Source organism: Iodobacter fluviatilis (genome assembly GCF_004194535.1).
In the GTDB taxonomy this organism is placed as follows: domain Bacteria; phylum Pseudomonadota; class Gammaproteobacteria; order Burkholderiales; family Chitinibacteraceae; genus Iodobacter; species Iodobacter fluviatilis_A.
In genome coordinates, this window is sequence record NZ_CP025781.1 from 2,390,468 (window position 1) to 2,410,049 (window position 19,582).

Consider the following 19,582-nt stretch of genomic DNA (forward strand, 5'->3'; position numbering starts at 1 on the left):
TATAAAAACGGGGAAGTTTTGGCTTCCCCGTTTTTATATGGCTGAATCACTCCAGCCTTGATGTATCGCTTACAACCCAGCAGCTGCCCGCAAGACCTCAACCTTATCGGTTCGCTCCCACGAGAAGTCTGGTTCTTCACGACCAAAGTGGCCATACGCCGCAGTGCGTGTGTAAACCGGGCGCAGTAGATCGAGCATTTGGATAATGCCTTTCGGGCGTAAATCGAAGTGCTGTTTGATCAGTTCAACAATGTCGTGCTCAGGCAATTTACCTGTGCCCCATGTATCCACCATGATCGATACTGGTTGTGCCACGCCAATTGCGTAGGACACTTGCACCAAGCATTGCTTGGCGATGCCAGCGGCAACGATGTTCTTAGCTACATAACGGCCAGCGTAAGCGGCTGAGCGGTCTACCTTGGATGGATCTTTACCCGAGAATGCACCGCCGCCGTGTGGCGCTGCACCACCGTAGGTATCGACAATAATTTTACGGCCAGTTAAACCACAATCGCCCATCGGGCCACCAATCACAAAACGGCCAGTTGGGTTGATCAGGTATTTGGTGTTGTGTAGCAGTTCAGGTGGAATCACTGGCTTGATGATTTCTTCGATCACCGCTTCAGACAACTGAGCGTGGCTGACATCCGGGTGGTGCTGGGTAGAAAGTACGATGGTATCGATACCAATCGCCATGCCGGTGTCTTTATCGTAGCGAACGGTCACTTGCGATTTAGCATCTGGGCGCAGCCAAGGCAGGCGGCCGTCTTTGCGAACTTCAGACTGGCGCTGCATCAGGCGGTGTGAGTAGTAAATCGGCATAGGCATCAGCTGCGGTGTTTCATCGCAGGCATAGCCAAACATCAGGCCTTGATCGCCAGCGCCTTGGTCTAAATCTAAGCCTTGGCCTTCGTTTACACCTTGAGCGATGTCTGGGCTTTGCTTGTCATAAGCCACCAGTACCGCGCAAGTTTTGTAATCAAAGCCAATATCACTATGGTCGTAGCCAATACGCTTGATGGTATCGCGGGCAATTTGAATATAATCAACATTGGCGTGAGTGGTAATTTCACCAGCGAGAACCACCAAGCCGGTGTTAACCAGTGTTTCTGCTGCAACGCGTGCATGCTTATCTTGCGTCAGAATGGCGTCAAGGATGGAATCAGAGATCTGATCCGCTACTTTATCTGGATGGCCTTCAGAAACCGATTCAGAGGTAAAGAGGAATTCTTTCATTATTGTTTCCCTGTCAAAGAGGGGCTTAGCAGCCTATTTTGCCGGTAGAATCCGGGGCTGGCCCTAATATTGCGTAAAAACCTGATGCTGCTGCTAAAACCTTTTGCTTACTTGCCCCTGTGGCTATTTCATGGCCTTGGGGCCTTGCTTGGCTGGCTGGCTTGGCTGTTATCGCCACGCTACAGACAGCGTTTGGCTGCCAACTTGCAGCAGTCGGGTATTGCGCAAAACGGGGCAGATTATAAGCGATTGCACCGTTTAAGTGTGAGTGCCCATGGCATGGGAGCCTTAGAACTTTTACCAGCTTGGCTTAGAACCCCAAAGCAGGTTGCCGATTGGGTAAAAGAGCGTGAAGGCTGGGAGCATGTTGAGGCTGCTTTACAAAGCGGCCGCCCCATGATGTTTGTATCCCCGCACCTTGGTGGAATCGAAGTCTGTGGTGTGTATATAAGCACACAGATTCCTTGCGTGTTGGCGGCTTTGTATCGTCCACCCAAACTTAAATGGCTTGAGCCTTTAATGGTCACTGGCCGAAACCGTGCCAATGGCCGTGCTGCCCCCGCTAATGCCAGTGGTGTAAAGATCTTACTGCGCACCTTAAAAGATAAGCAAGCAATTTATGTACTTCCAGATCAGGCACCTGGTGCGGGTGAGGGGGCTTGGTCGCCATTCTTTGGTAAGCTAGCTTACACAATGACTCTGCTGCCCCGTTTAAGTAAATCAACTCAGCCAGTAATCTTGATGTGCTTTGCCGAGCGCCTATCTTGGGGGCGGGGTTTTAAAATGCATTTTGCGCCACTGGATGAGGCATTTGGTGGGGATGCACAAGCCGATGCGGCAATTTTGAATCGCAATGTAGAACGAATGATACGCCGTGCTCCCAGCCAGTATCTGTGGAGCTATAACCGTTATAAGCGCCCAGCAGGCGCGCTATTGCCCGATGGGGAAGTGGAGGGCGTGCTTCACGAGAAACCCAAACCTTAAACCACAGAGGTCCCAGAGGACACGGAGTTTCACGGAGAAAGCCTTGCGTATGTTTTGCTCCGTGCCCCTCCGTGTTCTGCTTTTCTTCCGTGGTTTAAGAGGTGGGTTTTATGTTGGGGAGGGGGCCATTATTACTGTATTAGGGCTGCTCTACTTACAAAATACATTGTATTTACCCTGCTAATTTTTCTTGGATTTATTTTCAGGTATGTTGTTTTTATCTTTCAGGTCGCTATGATTTATCATTTTTTACTTATTATTTTTTGGTGTTTAAGTAGCTTGCCACAGTGGCTGTTGCGAGGCTTTGGGGCGGTGTTGGGATACTTGCTGTATATCGCAGTAAAAAGTCGTCGCAAAATTGGGTTGGCCAATTTAAAATTGTGCTTTCCCGAGTGGGCTACTGGCCAGCATGAAGCGATACTTAGGCAGCATTATCGTGAGTTTTGTACCTGTATTTTTCTCTATAGCAAATTATGGTTTGGCACTCAGGCGCAGATTGAAAAACTGGTTCGGCGCGAAGGGTTGGAGCATTTCTCTGAGGTAGAAGACCAGAATATCATTTTGCTGGCACCGCATTTTTTAGGGCTGGATTTTGGGGGCACTCGGCATATGGTGGATCATCGCGGCGCAACGATGTATTCCTCCGCGCATGATAATGCCTTTGATTTGTTGCTCTTACGAGGGCGTCGCCGCTTTAATGAGCCGCTACTAGTTAAGCGCAGCGAAGGCATACGCGGCATTTTGCGGGCGATTAAGCAGGGCGTGTGTTTTTACTATTTGCCCGATCAGGATCTTGGCCCGCGTGAGTCTGTGTTTGTACCGTTTTTTGGGATTCAAACCGCGACCGTGCCGGGTTTGTCACGGCTTTCAGCTATGGGCAAAGCTCGCGTGGTGCCGGTGATTACCACGCTGGAAAAAAACGGCTTTGTTTGCCGCTATTACCCAGCGTGGGAAAATTTTCCGAGCGACGATGTGATGGCCGATACTGCGCGCATGAATGCATTTATTGAAGAGCGGGTGCGTGAGCACCCGTCGCAATACTACTGGCTACACCGCCGCTTTAAAACTCGGCCAGAAGGGGAGGCAAGTTTGTATTAATTAAGCGGTAGTGGGCACGGCATGATGCCATGCCCTGTTTACAGTTGGTGCAATTCTTGCAATAAGCCACGCAGGCATTGGGCGTCTTCGGCGATGAGCATTTGCTCGACGATGGGTTTGATTTTATGCAGCTCGCCGGTCAGGATTTCTTGCTTTACTTTGAGCAGCTGAATCGGCAGCATAGAAAACCGGCGCAGGCCAAGGCCGAGTAATAGCCGTGTTAGCGCTGGATCGCCCGCCATCTCTCCGCACATTGATACCGGCTTGCCCATGCGGGTGGCGGTGCTAATTACGTGGTGTAGTAGCTGAATCACCGCTGGGTGTAGTGGGTCGTAAAGATGCGATACCGCATCGTCGTTACGATCTACGGCGAGGGTGTACTGGATTAAGTCGTTGGTGCCGATCGAGATAAAATCGAGATGAGCTAAAAACTGTGCCACTTGCACGGCAGCGGCTGGCACTTCAATCATGCCGCCTAGCTCGATGTTCTCATCAAAAGCTACGCCATCATCTCTAAGCTGGGATTTCGCCTCCTCTAAATGTTTACGAGTTTGCCGCACTTCCCCCACATAAGAGAGCATGGGGAGTAATAGCTTGATTTTGCCGTAGGCCGATGCCCGTAATAGGGCGCGCAGCTGGGTGCGAAACATTTGCGGTTCGGCCATGCAGAGGCGAATGCCGGTCAGCCCTAGCGCTGGGTTAGGGGTTTCTCGCTCTTGCTGCCACTTAGGAATTTTATCTTTGCCTAAATCGACGGTGCGGATAATCACCGGCTGGCCTTTCATTGCTTCGGCAACTTGCTTATAGGCGATAAATTGTTCTTCTTCGGTCGGCAAATCAGATTCAGATAAAAACAAAAACTCTGAGCGAAACAGGCCCACGCCGGTCGCGCCGTTTTCTATAGATAATTTGCAATCGTCTGGAACTTCAATATTGGCAAATAGCTCGATCTCTTCGCCGTCTTTAGTGATGGGCTGACGGGTACGAATATCTTGTAGTGCTTTTTGTTTTTTGAGCCAATCGCGCTGACGGTGGCGGTATTCTTTAAGAATGATTTCGTCAGGATCAACGATGACGATACCGTTAATTCCGTCAACAATAATCAACTCATCTTCGCGAATCAGCTCTCGGGCATGGCGTAGCGCAAGTACCGATGGCAAATCTAAGCTGCGGGCCAAGATGGCCGTATGGGAGGTGGGACCACCCACATCGGTAATAAAAGCGAGGTAGTTGGTGTCTTTAAATAGCACCATATCGGCGGGGCTAAGATCGTGCGCCACTAGAATGCAGTTGGGGGCAATTTCGGCCAGTGGGTGCGAGTGGTTTTCGTGGCCAGCCAGCGTTTTAAATACACGATCCACCACTTGAATTACATCGCTACGGCGCTCTCTGAGGTATTCGTCTTCGATCTCATCGAATTGGGCCAGCAGTACTTCTAGTTGCAGCTTGAGCGCCCATTCCGCATTACAGTGATGTTGCTCAATCAAATGGCGCGGCTCTTTAGAGAGCATATGATCGTTAAGCAGCATGATATGCAAGGATAGAAATGCGCCCAATTCGGCGGGGGCGTTTTCCGGGATGCTGCCCCAGAGCATTTCTAAAGATTTGCGGGTAACGCGAATAGCATCATCAAAGCGTGCAAGTTCGACGGGGATATCGGCGGCAGATAGTTGGTAATGGGCAATTTCAATATCGGCGTGGGAGATCAGATGAGCTTGCCCGATCGCAATCCCACCACCAATGCCAATCCCTTGTAGCGTAATGCTCATAAGCCTCCTTGCCACCGTGCCGGTGATCGCAATCTATTTTGGGTACAGAGTCTCTTTAGCTGTGAAAACTGAGGCTGCGACAAGTTGCAGGCCAAGCTTTGCGTCACTCATCTGCATTTTTACAAAGTACTTACGTGGCTTACTCGCCTTCACCAAATTTATCGGCAATTAAGGCGGTTAGGGCGGTCATGGCCGTATCTGCATCAGGGCCATTGTCAGTTTCTAGCATGATTTTGCTGCCTTTGCCCGCTGCTAACATCATCACACCCATAATTGATTTTGCATTAACGCGTTTTTGATTGCGGCTTAGCCAAACTTCGCATTGAAATTGGCTGGCTAGTTGGGTGAGTTTACTAGAGGCACGGGCGTGTAAGCCCAGTTTGTTGATGATTTCTACTTCATTGATTGGCATACCGCTTATTCCTGATCTGTGGTTGGCAGCATGTACAACACACCTTCTAAGCCACCTGTGATGGCCTTGCTCACTACAACGTCTAATGTTTGATGGCTGTAGCTGAGGGTTCTTACGAGCATAGGCAAGTTGACCCCTGCAATAGCCTCTACCTTGCCAGCCTCAACTAAGCGTTGGGCGACATTAGAAGGGGTTCCGCCATAAATGTCTGTAAGGAGTAATACGCCTGAGCCATCGTCTAAATCGCTAATCATCTGGCAGGCACGACGCACTACCTCATCTGGATCATCGGCTTTGCTAACGGATAATTGCAGCAAATTGGGGAGATCCCGCGCCATGATGTGCTGCGCGCACAAGACTAAGGCTTCGCCCAAAGACACATGTGTAACAATAATAATACCGACCATACCTTCGTTACCTTGACTTTCGTAAGTTTCATGTTACCATGTGGCGTGTTTTGTTGCTTTATTCTGATATTTTTTAGTAAGTTTGTTGGGCTGAGTTCATAAAGCCAAAGCGATGATGCTTTCGTTGACGAGGCCTTTTTTGATATTACTGTATATCAAATGGCTGTTAAAAGCTTACGCCAAGTCGGGCTAACGCAAACGGTAAATATGCACGGGCGGCTTTATCCAGCTGATACGCCGCTGTAATTCTTCCGTGATATACACGCTGCCATCATTCCCCACGACCAGTACATCTTGCAATCCAAACCTCTGGGCATAATGTAAGGTGTTTCCTATGCCGCCAATAAAAATGGGTTTAGTTGCGATATCTGAAATTGCGCCCGCCTCAAGGCTGGGGGGCGCAATCACCGTGGCCGCTTCCATCGTCGTGGCGGGCTGGCCCGTGCGTGGGTCGATCAAATGTGAGTAGCGCTTGCCACCTACTTCAAAAAACCTCTGGTAGTCACCTGAGGTGCCAATCGCTTCGCCGCTTTTAAGGGCAATGGTGGCCATGGCTTGTGGCTCTCTGGGGTGTTGAATGCCAACCACCCAGGGGGTTTGATCTTTTTTGCCCAAGGCCAACACATTGCCGCCGATATTGATCAGCGCATTATTCACCCGATGCTTACGCAAGTATGCCGCAGCTCTATCTAGTGCCCAACCTTTAGCAAAGCCACCGGTATCCAATTGCACCGCAGGATTACTGCTGCTTACCGTGCTTGTATCAAAGCTAAGGTTTTGCATGGAGGGCTGGCCGGCAAGCAGTTGGGCGATGGTGGCTTGGCTAGGTAAAATCGCAGCATAGCTGTCTTTATGAAAGCCCCATGCCGCGATTAATCCCCCCATGGCGGGGTTAAATAATTGATCAGATCGCTCTGCATATTGGCTGGCTTGCTTAAGTAATGCAGCCGTTTCCGTATCGATAAGGGCGGGTTCACCGCGAGCAAAGCTGGCGTTGATTCGGGTGATTTCAGATGGCTGCCATGGGTGCATGCGAGTGTGGATACGATCTAAATCAGCAAAAACTGCGGCGGCGTGTTTTTGCGCTATATCTTCTGGTAAGCCCCAAATCGAGATCTGCACCCGAGTGCCAAAGACATAGCTTTCTTGCTGGTAGAGTGGCGCCTTGCTGCAGGCGCTTAAGAGTAATACTCCAGCCAGCAGTAAAATTTTTATCATGCGGCGGCGTGTTTTTCTAAAGCATCAATAAACAATCCCGCAACGTTGATGCCAGATTGTGCGGTAATCTCAGCAAAGCAAGTAGGGCTGGTGACATTCACCTCGGTGAGGTTCGCGCCAATCACATCTAAACCCACTAGTAGCAAGCCTTGAGCGGCGAGTTGCGGCCCCAGTGCCTCGGCAATTTCTCTGTCCCTTGTCGTTAATGGTCTGGCCACACCGCTACCGCCTACCGCCAGATTGCCGCGTGTTTCACCTGCTTTGGGGATGCGGGCTAGGCACCAGTCCACCGGCTTGCCATCAATGAGCAGAATGCGTTTGTCACCTTCTTTAATCGCTGCAATATAGCGCTGCGCCATAATGGTCTGCGTGCCATTGGCCGTTAGCGTTTCGATAATCGAGCCTACGTTTGGATCGGCGGCGGTGAGGCGGAAAATCCCTGTGCCGCCCATGCCATCCAAAGGCTTAAGAATAATATCGCCATGCTCAGCTAAAAACTCGCGCACATCGCTTTCAGATTGGGTAACCAGCGTTGGCGCGGTAAATTGCGGAAACTTTAAAATCGCCAGCTTTTCGTTAAAGTCGCGCAGCGCTTGGCCACGGTTAAATATTTTTGCACCTTGGGCTTCGGCTAACGTAAATAGCTGGGTGGCGTAGAAGTATTGCTGATCAAATGGCGGATCTTTACGCATGATGACAGCGTCAAAATCTTGTAGTGCCGTAATCGTCACATCATCTTGGCTATACCAATCATGGCCACTTTGCGTTGCCGTGAAATGCAGCTGGGCCGCCAGAGCCTCCACAGTACCCGCTTTGATGCGCAGGTTTTCAGTGCCGCATGTAAAAATCAAATGCCCACGCGCATTCGCCTCACGCATCATGGCGTAACTGGTATCTTTGTAAATCTTCAGGCTGGCAAGCGGATCAAGTACAACAAGGATTTTCATAGCGGCCTTAATGTTGGGAGTTGGGAGTCGGGAATTGGTTTTACTCCCCACCCCCCACCCCCCACCTATTTAAATTATTCCAGCTCTAATGACCCAGCCAACAGTGCCAGCCTAGCGACTACGCCGTAGGAGTAGAAGCGGTTGGCTGTGCAATCTGGGGAGCCGTCACAATCTGGGGTAGAAAGCGGCGATACAAAGGCGAGCGGCACAAAGTGTGCGCCTGGGGAGTTTAGGTTTTCGTCTATGCCGCGTCCTGTATGTACACGGTAAAAGCCGCCAATTACAAAGCGATCGAGCATATACACTACGGGCTCTGCCACTGCTGCGTTGATTTGCTCAAAAGTTGGCACGCCTTCTTGCACGATGACATCGTGTACTTCCATGCCTTCTTTAATCACGCTCATTTTATTGCGCTGCTTGCGGTTTAAACCAAGCAATTCTTCGCCAGATTTCACGCTCATAATGCCCATACCGTAAGTGCCGGCATTGGCTTTTACAATGACAAATGGCACTTGACCAATGCCGTGCTGCTCGTATTTGATACGGATTTTTTCGATCATGGCATCAACGGTGGCAGCGAGCTTATCTTCGCCAGCTCGCGAATGAAAATCCAGCCCGTCGACATGTTCAAAGTAGGGATTAATCACCCATGGATCGATATCGATCAGCGCAGCAAACTCCTCTACTACGTGATCGTATGCGGTGAAATGCTGCGTTTTACGGCGCACGGCCCAGCCTGCATTGAGGGGCGGTAGCAGGGGCTGTTCAATATCTTGCAAGATGGCTGGAATACCTGCTGATAAATCGTTATTGAGCAGCACAACACAAGGATCAAAGCCCGCAATGCCCACTCGCTTGCCATTGCGCACTAGCGGTTCAAGCGTGATGTGGCCGCCATCTGGTAAATCTAACGTGGTGCTTTCAGTGATTTCTGGATTCATGCTACCAAGGCGCACGACAAGGCCCGCTTGACGCAGGATTCTAGCCAGCGCGGCGACGTTTTGTAGGTAGAAAGTATTGCGGGTGTGGTTTTCTGGGATCAGCAAAACACGGCGCGCATCAGGACAATACCCTTCCAGCGCAATCATCGTGGCATGCACGGCCAGAGGGTGGAATTCTGGATTCAGATTATTAAAACCGCCAGGAAATAAATTCATATCTACTGGGGCGAGCTTGTAACCCGCATTGCGTAAATCGACAGAGCCATAAAATGGCGGAGTGTGTTCCTGCCATTTGTTGCGAAACCAGTGTTCGATTTCTGGCTGGGCAGCCAAAATTTTACGTTCCAAATCTAACAATGGGCCAGTCAGTGCAGTCGTAAGATGAGGGACGCTCATTTTAGTGCCTTTTTCAATAGTTTTATGCATGGCATATGTGGGCGCTGTGGCATGGATTCAACTCTAGCGGGCAGTAAATTTGATTATTCGCTGTTTACGCATGTTTTTTATCGGCGCGTTAAGTTCCGCAAGGATATAGCGAGGGGCGATAGAAAGATCAAGTGAATTGTAAAACCGTGTAATGACTTCATTGTGCATCTTGTTTGGGCCAGCTTCTTTCTGACAAGCACGGCAGTTCGCTGATTTACTTGAAATTATAGGCATTAAAATTGTCGATTTTGTTGCTAATGAGACAGCCCGTAGGCTGCAATAAGGCTTTTGTGTCATTTCTTCGTAATTTATGAAAATATTAGCTGAGGAATCAAACATCTGTTTCGAATTCCCCAAAACTAAAAATAACCGCATTAGACGGTAAATGATTGATACCCAGAGGAAGCATTGATGCGCATCGGCTTAGTGACGGATTCATGTTGTGATCTGCCTCGCGATTTTTTAAATCGCCACCGGATTGTTATCTTGCCCATTACGATTCAAGGCAATGATGGCACTTTTATTGATCAGCGAGATCCGGCCGCAACCCGTGATTTTTATCGGCGGCAGGCGGCTCAAGGCGTAGCAGATTTTGAATCACAGCCTTATTCCGCCGAGCAAATTAAAGAATTGTTTTTATCTAAGTTAATTTTAGAATTTGATATGGTTTTTTGTTTAACCGTTATGAAATCGCGCAGCCAAATTTATAATCATGCCACGCAAGCGGCGAGGGCCATTTTGACTGAATACCGGCCTATTCGTGAGCAAGCTAATATGATGAAACCTTTCGTACTGAGGGTTTTTGATAGCGGCAGTATTTTTGCTAGCCAAGGTTTAGTTGTGGCTGAAGTGGCGCGTTTGATTAGCCAGGATGCCACTTGCTCAGAAATCACCAAGCATATTGAGCGCTTAGCCAATACGGCTCAAGGTTTTTTAATGCCCGCAAACCTTGGGCAATTACGCCATCAAGCTAGGCGTAAAGGTGATAAAAGCGTGGGATTTTTATCCTATGCCCTAGGGAGTGCTTTAGATATTAAGCCGGTGATTCGCGCCTTTCAGGGCGAAACCACGCCACTTAGCCGCGTCAATGGCTTTGCGGCAGGTGTAGATAAACTGTTTTCATTAGCTATTGAGCATATTCAGCGCGGCTTAGTGGCACCAACGGTGTGTGTAAGCTATGGCGGCGATCCTGCCGTGGTGACGGATATGCTAGCCTATCAACGATTAAAGCAGGCGGCTAAGCAACACAATGTGCAATTACTGCTCTGTGAGATGAGCACAACCGCTGGTGTGAACATTGGTGCTGGCGGTGTGGCGATTGCTTTTGCTTCTGAAACCGTCGCCGTTTTAGACTAATTAAGGTCTGTTGACGTTTCATTCGCTGCTGTGTTGGCAGCAGTTTTTCGGCTCAGCGCAATGGTGAATGAAAAACCCTAGCAGCCTGTCGGACTTAAGCGATCGTAGCGAGGGAAAGACCGGTTTGAGACAGATTTCGCGAGTTTTTGAGGCGAATAGCTGGCTATTCAACGAGAAAATGCGTGAAATATGGCCAAATCCGGCTTTTCCGTAGTAGATCAGTCTTAAGTCCGACAGGCTGCTAGGCAGTGGCGGCGTTTTTCTGGGTTTAGCCGCTGCCAATTCAGCCTCTGTCTTGATTTGCGCTCAGCGCAAAGGCTTTATTTTGTGGCGATTGGGCTTTACCGGCTTATGCAAGCAGCCATAAAGCCATCCCATCTAAGCTTCCCACCATCAAACTGGCAAAAATCTTAAATTTTGCCGCCCAGCCCCCATGCCTCCCCGTGATAAACTCGCGAACGCCTTTTAAAATACCCTCATCTTTGGAATTCGGCATGACGATAGTCACCCGCAAACAGCAAGAAAGCCTACAAGAAAGCTTGCAACAGGTCGTGCGCCTGTTGGATAGGCATCGGCTGGTTGAAGATATGGTGCATCGGCAGGATATGCCCAAGCACGAGCTGGTTGAGCAGCTGGTGCATAAGCAGAACTTGGTCGAGCTACAAAAGAAGCTGGCTAGTTTGCACCCTGCCGACGTGGCATATATCTTAGAAGCGCTGCCCCTATTTGATCGACTGACGGTCTGGGAGCTGGTGAAGTCTGAGCACGATGGTGAAATCTTGTTGGAAGTATCCGATGCAGTGCGTGAATCGCTGCTGGCCGATATGGAAAACTATGAAATTATTGCCGCTGCCGAGCATCTGGACGCCGATGAGCTGGCCGACTTGGTGCCTGATTTATCCAGCGAAGTGCGCTCAGAATTACTGGGTGGCTTGGATGATGAAGAGCGCGCCCAGCTGCAATCGGCGTTGTCTTATCCAGAGGACGAAGTTGGCTCCTTAATGGATTTTGAAATGGTGACCATCAGAGATGATGTCACCTTAGAAGTGGTGCTGCGCTATTTGCGCCGCTTTGACGAGCTGCCCAATCACACCGATAAACTGTTTGTGGTCGATCACGAGCAAACGCTAAAAGGCGTGCTGGCGATTAATCATCTGCTGGTTTCTGATCCTGATTTAACCGTGCATGAAGCGATGGCCACCGATGTGGTGACCTTTCGTGGTCATGACGATACTGGGGACGCGGCGCAAGCGTTTGAGCGCTATGACTTGGTTTCTGCGCCCGTGGTCGACTCCAATCACAAAGTGATTGGCCGCCTTACTGTAGATATGATGGTGGACGTGATTCGTGAAGAATCCGACGCCGAAGTCTTATCTTTGGCGGGTTTGAAAGAAGAAGACCTGTTTTCTAGCGTGTGGAAATCCGCTAAAAACCGCTGGCCTTGGCTGGCGGTGAATATCTGCACCGCCTTTATTGCCAGCCGAGTGATCGGTGCGTTTGAAGAAACCATTACTAATTTAGTCGCGTTGGCTGCGCTGATGCCGATTGTATCGGGGATTGGCGGCAATACCGGTACGCAAACCATTACGTTGATTATCCGTGGCTTGGCGCTGGGGCAAATTAACCCAAGTAACTCAGGGCGCTTAATTGGTAAAGAGCTGGTTATTGCGCTGCTCAACGGCTTAGTTTGGGGCAGCGTTTTGGGCGTGATTGCATGGATACTTTACCGACAGGTTTCGCTAGGTGTGGTGATGATGGCTGCAATGATGCTAAATCTGCTCGTTGCCGCCTTAGTGGGGATTTTAGTGCCACTCACTATGCAAAAACTCGGCCGCGATCCCGCATATGGCTCATCGGTGCTACTGACCGCTACCACCGACTCGATGGGATTTTTTATTTTCCTCGGGCTGGCTTCCGTATTCCTAATGTAAGCTAGCCTAGGGCAGTTCTTCAAAGCCCAAGTTTTCAACCAGGCAGGGTACAGAGTAAAACCAATAATTTTTTTAATTCATTTTTTGTAAATTATTTTGTTTTTTCTGTGGTTTAAGGTTTGATTTTGTGTTCTGGCTTACCGCCTTTTCTCCGACTAAGGAACGCTTTTGTTAAAACGCTTAGCCGTTTTTGCTCCTTTTGCGCTGCTGATTAAATGGCTTTTTTTGGCCACTATCGTCGGCATGCTGGCGGGTAGTGCTTCGGCATTTTTTTTGTTTGCTCTTGAATGGGCCACGGCTACACGATTGGCGAATCCTTTGCTGCTTGCAGGCCTGCCGCTAGCGGGCTTTGTGGTGGGCTGGGTTTATCTGCGTTTTGGTACGTCGGTTGAGGCGGGCAATAATTTATTGATCGACGAGATTAACGAGCCGCAAAAAATCATTCCACTACGCATGGCTCCGCTGGTGCTGGGGGGCACGGTGGTGTCACATTTATTTGGTGCATCTGTTGGGCGGGAAGGTACCGCTGTGCAGATGGGCGCGGCTTTGGCCGATCAGCTCACACGGGTTTTTCATCTTAAAAATGGTGATCGGCGTGTATTACTGATGGCAGGGATTGCGGCAGGTTTTGCCTCGGTGTTCGGTACACCACTTGCTGGTGCTATTTTTGGCTTAGAAGTACTGGCCATTGGCCGGATGCGCGTTGATGCCATTTGGCCTTGCCTCATCGCGGCCGTGATTGCCGATCAAGTGGGCCTGTTATGGGGCGTGCAGCATACGCATTACGCCATTGCTAGTATTCCTGCGATCAGCTTTTGGGGACTGGCCGCGGTGTTGCTGGCAGGTGCTATTTTTGGCCTAACGGCCCGCTGCTTTGCCAATACCACTCATTGGTTGGCGGCGCGGCTTAAAAAAGTCATTCATTATCCACCGCTGCGGCTCTTTATTGGTGGGGTGTTGATTGCCGCAGTGGCTTATGCTTTAAGCGCTGAACGTTATTTAGGCTTAGGTGTGCCAACGATTGTGCAATCCTTTCAACACCCGATGGCTCATTATGATTTTGCCGCTAAGTTCGCTTTTACCGTTGCGTCTTTAGCGAGCGGTTTTAAGGGGGGCGAGGTGACGCCCTTGTTTTATATTGGTGCCACTTTGGGTAATGTTTTAGCGCCGTGGCTAAACCTACCCTTTGCCTTTTTGGCGGGATTAGGTTTTGTGGCGGTATTTGCTGGCGCGGCGAATACGCCGATTACATCTACTTTGATGGCGATAGAAATGTTTGGTGCAGAAATTGGCGTGTATGCCGCGTTAGCCTGCGTAATCAGTTATTTGTGCTCGGGGCACACTGGCATTTACCGCTCGCAGCGAGTGGTTTATGGCAAGCACCAAGCTTTGCTTGAGGGGATTAAACTCAGCGAAATTGCGGCTTATTACGCGTCTAAAAAAACAAAATCTTAAAAAAGAACTGTAGCCACAAAAAACACAGACAAGGGTAAAAGTGAGAAAAAAATGAGAAGTTTAACGGCTTATGCAAAAGCTTAAAGCGCGTGCTTCTGTGCTCTCATTTGTCTTAGTGTTTACAGACGTTTTAGATTTTTCCTTTGGAACCTTCTATGGATTATTCAGTTTTATTGGCTCAAAGTGGTTTGGAGCGCTTTGATGCTCAGGTTTTGTTTCAGCACGCTACAGGTAAAAACCGCGCTTGGCTGATTGGACATGGGCAGGATGAAGTAGAGGCGGCACACGCTGCGGCATTTAATTTACTGGCGGCTCGTCGTAGCAAAGGCGAGCCGGTGGCGTATATCGTTGGCACGCGCGAGTTCTTTGGCCGTGATTTTGTGGTGAGCCCAAGCGTACTTATCCCAAGGCCAGATACGGAGCTGCTGGTAGAGCTGGCTTTAGAGCGGGCGGCCGAAGGGGCTGTGGTTTTGGATTTGGGCACAGGCTCGGGCTGTATACCGATCACCATTAAACTAGAGCGCCCAGATCTGGATGTCAGTGCGGTGGATCTATCCCCAGCCGCATTGCTGGTGGCGCAAACCAATGCTAGCCGCTTGGATGCGGCTGTACGTTTTTACCAATCGGATTGGTATCAAGCTATAGGCGCAATGCGCTTTGATATGATTGTTTCTAATCCGCCATATATTGAGCAAAACGATCAGCATCTAAGCCAAGGCGATTTACGCTTTGAGCCGCGTAGCGCGCTATCCGATGAGGGCGATGGCTTGGTGCATATCCGCAGGATTATCGCCGGGGCTAGGCAGCACTTGAACAAGAATGGCTGGCTATTATTAGAGCACGGCTGGGATCAAGCCGAACCTAGCCGAGCATTATTAGCTGCCGCAGGGTTTACAGCCGTACAAAGTTGGCGGGATCTAGCTGGGATAGAGCGCGTGAGCGGCGGAAAACTTTAATTCGATCATTACAGACGGCAAGAGCCAAAGCTTGCCGCAATTTTTTCATAAAAGTACAATACCCGAGTAAATCTATCAGGTATCACAAAGGAAACACTATGAGCACGCAAGATCTGATTCGCCAGCAAGTAACTGAAAACGCCGTTGTTTTATATATGAAAGGCACGCCCACTTTCCCACAGTGTGGTTTCTCTGCTGGTGCGGTGCAAATGCTTAAAAACTGTGGCGTATCGTTTGCTGCGGTCAATGTGCTGGCAGATGCCGATATTCGCCAAGGCATTAAAGAATATGCCAACTGGCCTACTATTCCTCAGCTCTATATCAAGGGCGAGTTTGTAGGTGGTTCCGACATTATGAAAGAGCTGTTCGCTACGGGCGAGCTGCAAAAAATGCTGGAAGGTATTCCAGAGTAATAGCAGGGGCACGGCACGCCGTGCCCATTAGGCTGTAATTTTTTCATCCATCCGTTTACGCACGGCCAGCATCAAAGCTTCGCGGCGATAGGGCTTATGCAAGATTTCCCCAAAGAGTGTTTCGGAGCGATCGCTGGAGCTATTTTTGTGTGGATAACCTGATGTAAGTAGCACCGCTATATGGGGGCAAGACTCGACAATATCCTGCGCTAAAGTGACGCCATCCATGCCGCCCGGCATTACAATATCAGAAAGTAGCAAATCCACTTTGCCCGCATGTTCTAGTTTATCTAAAGCATCCATACCATTTTTAGCCTGAATGACGCTGTAGCCAAAAGTAGTTAAATGCTCAGCAGTGACTTCTCTTAAATCGACTTCATCATCCACTAATAAAATCGTTTCCTTGCCGCCCTGTATTGGCAGATGTCTGGAGGCGGGTTCAATTATATTGATATTTTGAACCGCATCAATGGGTAAAAAAATATGGAACATCGTGCCAATCCCCTGCTCGCTATAAACACGAATATGGCCGTGTAATTGTTTTACAAAACCGTAAACCATGGCCAGTCCTAAGCCGGTGCCATTTTCGGTTTTAGTACTAAAAAAAGGCTCAAAAACTCGCTCGCAAACATCAGCAGACATTCCTTTTCCATTGTCATTGAACTCAAGTAATAAATAGGCTTGATTATCTAAGTTAATATCTTTGCAATGATTGAATATTTCTGGTCGCCAATGATGCAGATAAATCACAATGTCGCCACCCGTATCTGGCATAGCATCACGGGCATTAATGGCTAAATTAATAAGTGCATTTTCAAATGCAGTAGCATCTAATGTGATTAAAGGGAGATTAGGTTCAATAAAAGTATTAATATTAATATCGGCCCCTAGCGTACGTTTTAATAGCCCTAAAACTTCTTCAATTAAGCCCCCAACTGATTTTGGTTTTATTTCATTTAAAGGTAAGGGGCTTTTTCTAGAGAGCTGTAATAGCCGCCGAGTAATATCAGAGCCACGCATTGCCGCATTGATTGCACTTTGCTGGCGCTCCATTGCTTTTGCATTGCCTTGTAGGGCAGGCTCAATAAAATCAAGATTAGCAATGATAATGCCGAGTAAGTTATTAAAATCATGGGCAAGCCCACCTGATAGCTGGGATAAAGCATCCATTTTTTGCGATTGAATCAGCTGGGCTTGTACTTTTTTTCTTTCGCTAATGTCTCGAACGATGCCGGTAAACATTCGCTCATTGCCTAATTTCCATTCCGAGATAGACAAATCTAAGGGGATAAGTTGTCCATTTTTATTTTTCCCCATTACTTCACGGCCAATGCCTATTATTTTTGCATCGCCAGTGTTTAAATAGTTGTCTAAGTATTGATCATGCTGGCTATGTTCTGACTCTTGCATTAATAATCTTATATTTTTATGCATAACTTCGGCGGCGGTATAACCAAATATATGTTCAGCTGCGCCATTGAACAAAAACATTGTGCCTTTGGAGTCAATCAAGATAATGCCATCTGCCGCACTCTTTAAAATTGAATTTAGTTTTGAGTCTTGTTCTTTTAATTGTGATTCTTTTTGTTTTATTTCAGAAATGTCTGAGATAAATCCATGCCATAAGATACTACCGTCATCTAGAGCCTCAGGCTGTGCATTGCCGAGCATCCAATGTAGGCTTTGGTCAGGAAAGATCGTGCGGTATTCCAGCTGCCAAGGCTCTCCCGTTTTTGCTGATTCCAAAATGGAGCTGTTTAACTCATTAATATCCTCTGGGTGGATTAAATTAAATAATACTTGCGCATCTTCTAGGATTTCTTCTGGTGAAACTAAAAAGAGGTCTCGAATGCCTTCGCTGCAATAGGGGAAATAACTTTTACCCGTTTTTTCTAATTTAAATTGGTAAATCATTCCTGGGACATTGCTGGTTAGCTTTTGTATTTCTTCTAATAATTGTGCTGTTTTTTTTGCTGATTTTTCTATCGTTTTCTCAGTTATTTTTCTTTCTGATTCATCATGCTGAGTACTTACAAAGTGTGTGATTTCTTGTTGTGCATTAAAGATAGGTATGATGGATATTTCGTTCCAATAATGGCTACCATCTTTGCGGTAATTAATGATTTCGCCATGAAAAGGTTGGCCATTTTTAAGTGCAGTACGGATCTTTTCAATGATAATTGGACTAGATAATGGGCCTTGCATAAACGTGCATTTTTTTCCTATAACTTCATTCTGCTTTATACCATTGGTATCTTCAAAGGCTTTGTTTGCATAAATTATTTTATAATCTACAGATGTAATAAGCACCGCTTGGGAGATGGAGTCTAATGCTTGATTGCTCAGTACAAGCTTATTTAAGTGGGCTTTAAGTTCTGCTTCGGCTTTGTTTTTATAGTAAATTAATCCGGCAATCACTTGGCCCAATAAGGCAAAGCCTAGCAAGGTATACATCATATCGGGATGATGGCTGGGAGATAGGTAAATCATGATTGCAGAAGTTAGCACAAGCCCTGCTGTGGCGACACTGCCTAAATGAAAACCTGCCCAAATAATTAATAAGGGTAAAACGATAGAAAGTGCGCTTGAGTGCCCTTCTAGATCGGGGGCGCTGGCAATATATAAAACTGGCAATGCAATTGCTAGTAAGATGAGCGCTTCCTTGGGGTGCTGTTTTAACGGAAGCCACGCCCAGAGTTGTATTTCTTTTTGCCAACGGCTTTTGCTTGCATTCACAGAAAAAAAATCATCTTTCATGATGGCTACCTCTTTATGAGGGGCTGGCTCAAATATATCCGTCTATGGTTTAGAAAAAAATAATATTGTCTGTTTTATCTTCAATTGCTATTAATATCTCTTCCTCCGTGTTTTTTATCAGTAGTGAGCCTAGGTCGGCTCGAATGCCACTAAATTTTGTATTTAGTGAAAAACCTGCGTCATAGAGCGTAGCGGCGGTTTGCGATGCTTCTTCTATGAGCTTAGTAAAGTGCAATTCTTGTTCATGACTTAAGCCAAGTGTTGCGACGGAATTTTCTATTTGTTGCTTTAAACTTGCAAAGAGCAGGCACGAATTCGATTGCTGTATTTTGTAATCACTTTCTAGTTCTTTAACGAGTTCTTGCATATCGCTAATTGCTTTTTTTGCATTATTGCTTTGTAGGGTTAGGCGTTGTTGGGTTGTAATGGCATGAATGCGGTTTTCTGTGGCTTCGGTGATAATGGCGGCATGGTCGCGGATTCGAGCTGCAAAATCAGGGTTGTTTTGTGGTAAGTTTTTGATTTGTAGGGTAATGCTTGGGTAATTAATAATAAGCCGGTGCCCATATTCAAAGATACGAGGATTATCGTGGGATAAGGTGCGGAGTATTTCTGCTTCTAATGGGCTAGAGCGGCCTTCGCTATTGAGCGTTTTTTGTTCATTTTGGGTACGAACTTGTGCAGAGACATTTAAATCAAAACCATAAGAAAAGGTAGAAATCAGTACTTTTAATAGTGATTCAATATCTGGGCTACTCATTGCACGTTTGATAAAATTAATGACGGTACTCATTTCTCCTGAGTTAGAAATGGCACTTATCGCGGTGTCCGTCGCGGTTTTGAGCGAGCCTTTTAGGCGTTCAGAATCGCTTATAATATGTTGGAGTAATTCAATTTTGCGGCGCAACTCAGCCATGCGAAATGGCTTAGGTAAAAAATCATCCGCTCCTGAGGCATAGGCATTTTGGCGGGTTTCTAAGCTATCTGAGCCAGAAATAAAAACAACTCGCACTTCGGGGTGTTTTTCACGCGCTAGCAGGCAAACAGAATAGCCATTGATGTCGGGTAAATTAATATCCAGTAATATAATATTGGGATGAAAATTGCTGACAATATTTAAGGCATCTATCCCGCTATCCGCCTCCATGATCTCTACATCACCCGCTAAGCCATCTTTAATCAGGTTGCGGAATTCTTGTTCATCATCGACGATCAATATTTTAGTTTTCATTAGTCTTAGCCTTCTCGTGGCTTACGCATATATTTTATGTAAATA

The 19,582-nt window shown here is 47.7% G+C and carries 16 protein-coding genes; 7 read left to right on the forward strand and 9 right to left on the reverse strand.

All coding sequences use genetic code 11. The annotated features are described in order from the left end of the window. Window positions 1–69: 69 nt before the first annotated feature. Window positions 70–1,236: a methionine adenosyltransferase gene (metK, locus tag C1H71_RS10735; RefSeq protein WP_130106547.1), complete on the reverse strand. Its 1,167-nt coding sequence runs from the start codon at window positions 1,234–1,236 to the stop codon at window positions 70–72. A gap of 69 nt (window positions 1,237–1,305) precedes the next feature. Here metK and C1H71_RS10740 point away from each other — a divergent pair, with 69 nt between their 5' ends. Together C1H71_RS10740 and C1H71_RS10745 are read left to right on the forward strand one after the other, a co-directional pair. Further along, the gene (locus C1H71_RS10740) at window positions 1,306–2,220 is read left to right on the forward strand and encodes a lysophospholipid acyltransferase family protein (RefSeq protein ID WP_262488269.1); all 915 of its coding nucleotides are present in this window, start codon (window positions 1,306–1,308) and stop codon (window positions 2,218–2,220) included. A 234-nt stretch (window positions 2,221–2,454) separates the two neighbouring features. Continuing rightward, entirely contained in the window at window positions 2,455–3,318 is an 864-nt protein-coding gene (locus C1H71_RS10745) for a lysophospholipid acyltransferase family protein (protein ID WP_130106548.1), read from the forward strand. Window positions 3,319–3,356: 38 nt separating this feature from the next. Here C1H71_RS10745 and ptsP read toward each other — a convergent pair whose 3' ends face one another. The 6 genes from ptsP to gshA all read right to left on the reverse strand — a co-directional run bounded on the left by ptsP (window position 3,357) and on the right by gshA (window position 9,408). Next, on the reverse strand, window positions 3,357–5,087 hold the full coding sequence (ptsP, locus tag C1H71_RS10750; protein ID WP_130106549.1) for a phosphoenolpyruvate--protein phosphotransferase: 1,731 nt from the start codon (window positions 5,085–5,087) through the stop codon (window positions 3,357–3,359). A gap of 139 nt (window positions 5,088–5,226) precedes the next feature. Beyond that, on the reverse strand, window positions 5,227–5,499 hold the full coding sequence (locus C1H71_RS10755; RefSeq protein WP_130106550.1) for an HPr family phosphocarrier protein: 273 nt from the start codon (window positions 5,497–5,499) through the stop codon (window positions 5,227–5,229). A 5-nt stretch (window positions 5,500–5,504) separates the two neighbouring features. Then, the gene (locus C1H71_RS10760; protein WP_130106551.1) at window positions 5,505–5,906 is read right to left on the reverse strand and encodes a PTS sugar transporter subunit IIA; all 402 of its coding nucleotides are present in this window, start codon (window positions 5,904–5,906) and stop codon (window positions 5,505–5,507) included. 189 nt (window positions 5,907–6,095) lie between these two features. After that, window positions 6,096–7,124 carry an FAD:protein FMN transferase gene (locus C1H71_RS10765; RefSeq protein ID WP_130106552.1) on the reverse strand — a complete coding sequence of 343 codons (1,029 nt, stop codon included), beginning with the start codon at window positions 7,122–7,124 and terminating at the stop codon, window positions 6,096–6,098. After that, complete coding sequence (gshB, locus tag C1H71_RS10770; protein ID WP_130106553.1) at window positions 7,121–8,071, reverse strand: glutathione synthase; 951 nt, start codon at window positions 8,069–8,071, stop codon at window positions 7,121–7,123. The genes C1H71_RS10765 and gshB overlap by 4 nt, the downstream gene beginning before the upstream one ends. A 74-nt stretch (window positions 8,072–8,145) precedes the next feature. Continuing rightward, complete coding sequence (gshA, locus tag C1H71_RS10775) at window positions 8,146–9,408, reverse strand: glutamate--cysteine ligase (RefSeq protein WP_130106554.1); 1,263 nt, start codon at window positions 9,406–9,408, stop codon at window positions 8,146–8,148. Window positions 9,409–9,849: 441 nt separating this feature from the next. On the opposite strand from gshA, the gene C1H71_RS10780 reads away from it, so the two are divergent. From C1H71_RS10780 to grxD, 5 genes are all read left to right on the forward strand, one after another. Continuing rightward, on the forward strand, window positions 9,850–10,794 hold the full coding sequence (locus C1H71_RS10780; protein ID WP_130106555.1) for a DegV family protein: 945 nt from the start codon (window positions 9,850–9,852) through the stop codon (window positions 10,792–10,794). A gap of 494 nt (window positions 10,795–11,288) precedes the next feature. Further along, entirely contained in the window at window positions 11,289–12,725 is a 1,437-nt protein-coding gene (gene mgtE, locus C1H71_RS10785) for a magnesium transporter (protein WP_130106556.1), read from the forward strand. A gap of 168 nt (window positions 12,726–12,893) precedes the next feature. Then, on the forward strand, window positions 12,894–14,180 hold the full coding sequence (locus C1H71_RS10790) for a voltage-gated chloride channel family protein (protein ID WP_262488270.1): 1,287 nt from the start codon (window positions 12,894–12,896) through the stop codon (window positions 14,178–14,180). A gap of 155 nt (window positions 14,181–14,335) precedes the next feature. Beyond that, window positions 14,336–15,136 (forward strand): peptide chain release factor N(5)-glutamine methyltransferase, encoded by an 801-nt coding sequence (gene prmC, locus C1H71_RS10795; RefSeq protein ID WP_130106557.1) that lies wholly within the window; start codon window positions 14,336–14,338, stop codon window positions 15,134–15,136. 98 nt (window positions 15,137–15,234) lie between these two features. Next, on the forward strand, window positions 15,235–15,549 hold the full coding sequence (gene grxD, locus C1H71_RS10800; protein ID WP_130106558.1) for a Grx4 family monothiol glutaredoxin: 315 nt from the start codon (window positions 15,235–15,237) through the stop codon (window positions 15,547–15,549). Between the two features lie 27 nt (window positions 15,550–15,576). Here the strand turns inward: grxD and C1H71_RS10805 are convergent, their stop codons facing one another. Both C1H71_RS10805 and C1H71_RS10810 read right to left on the reverse strand, forming a co-directional pair. Next, the gene (locus C1H71_RS10805; protein ID WP_262488453.1) at window positions 15,577–17,967 is read right to left on the reverse strand and encodes a PAS domain S-box protein; all 2,391 of its coding nucleotides are present in this window, start codon (window positions 17,965–17,967) and stop codon (window positions 15,577–15,579) included. 388 nt (window positions 17,968–18,355) lie between these two features. Beyond that, window positions 18,356–19,537: a response regulator gene (locus tag C1H71_RS10810; protein ID WP_130106560.1), complete on the reverse strand. Its 1,182-nt coding sequence runs from the start codon at window positions 19,535–19,537 to the stop codon at window positions 18,356–18,358. Window positions 19,538–19,582: the final 45 nt, after the last annotated feature.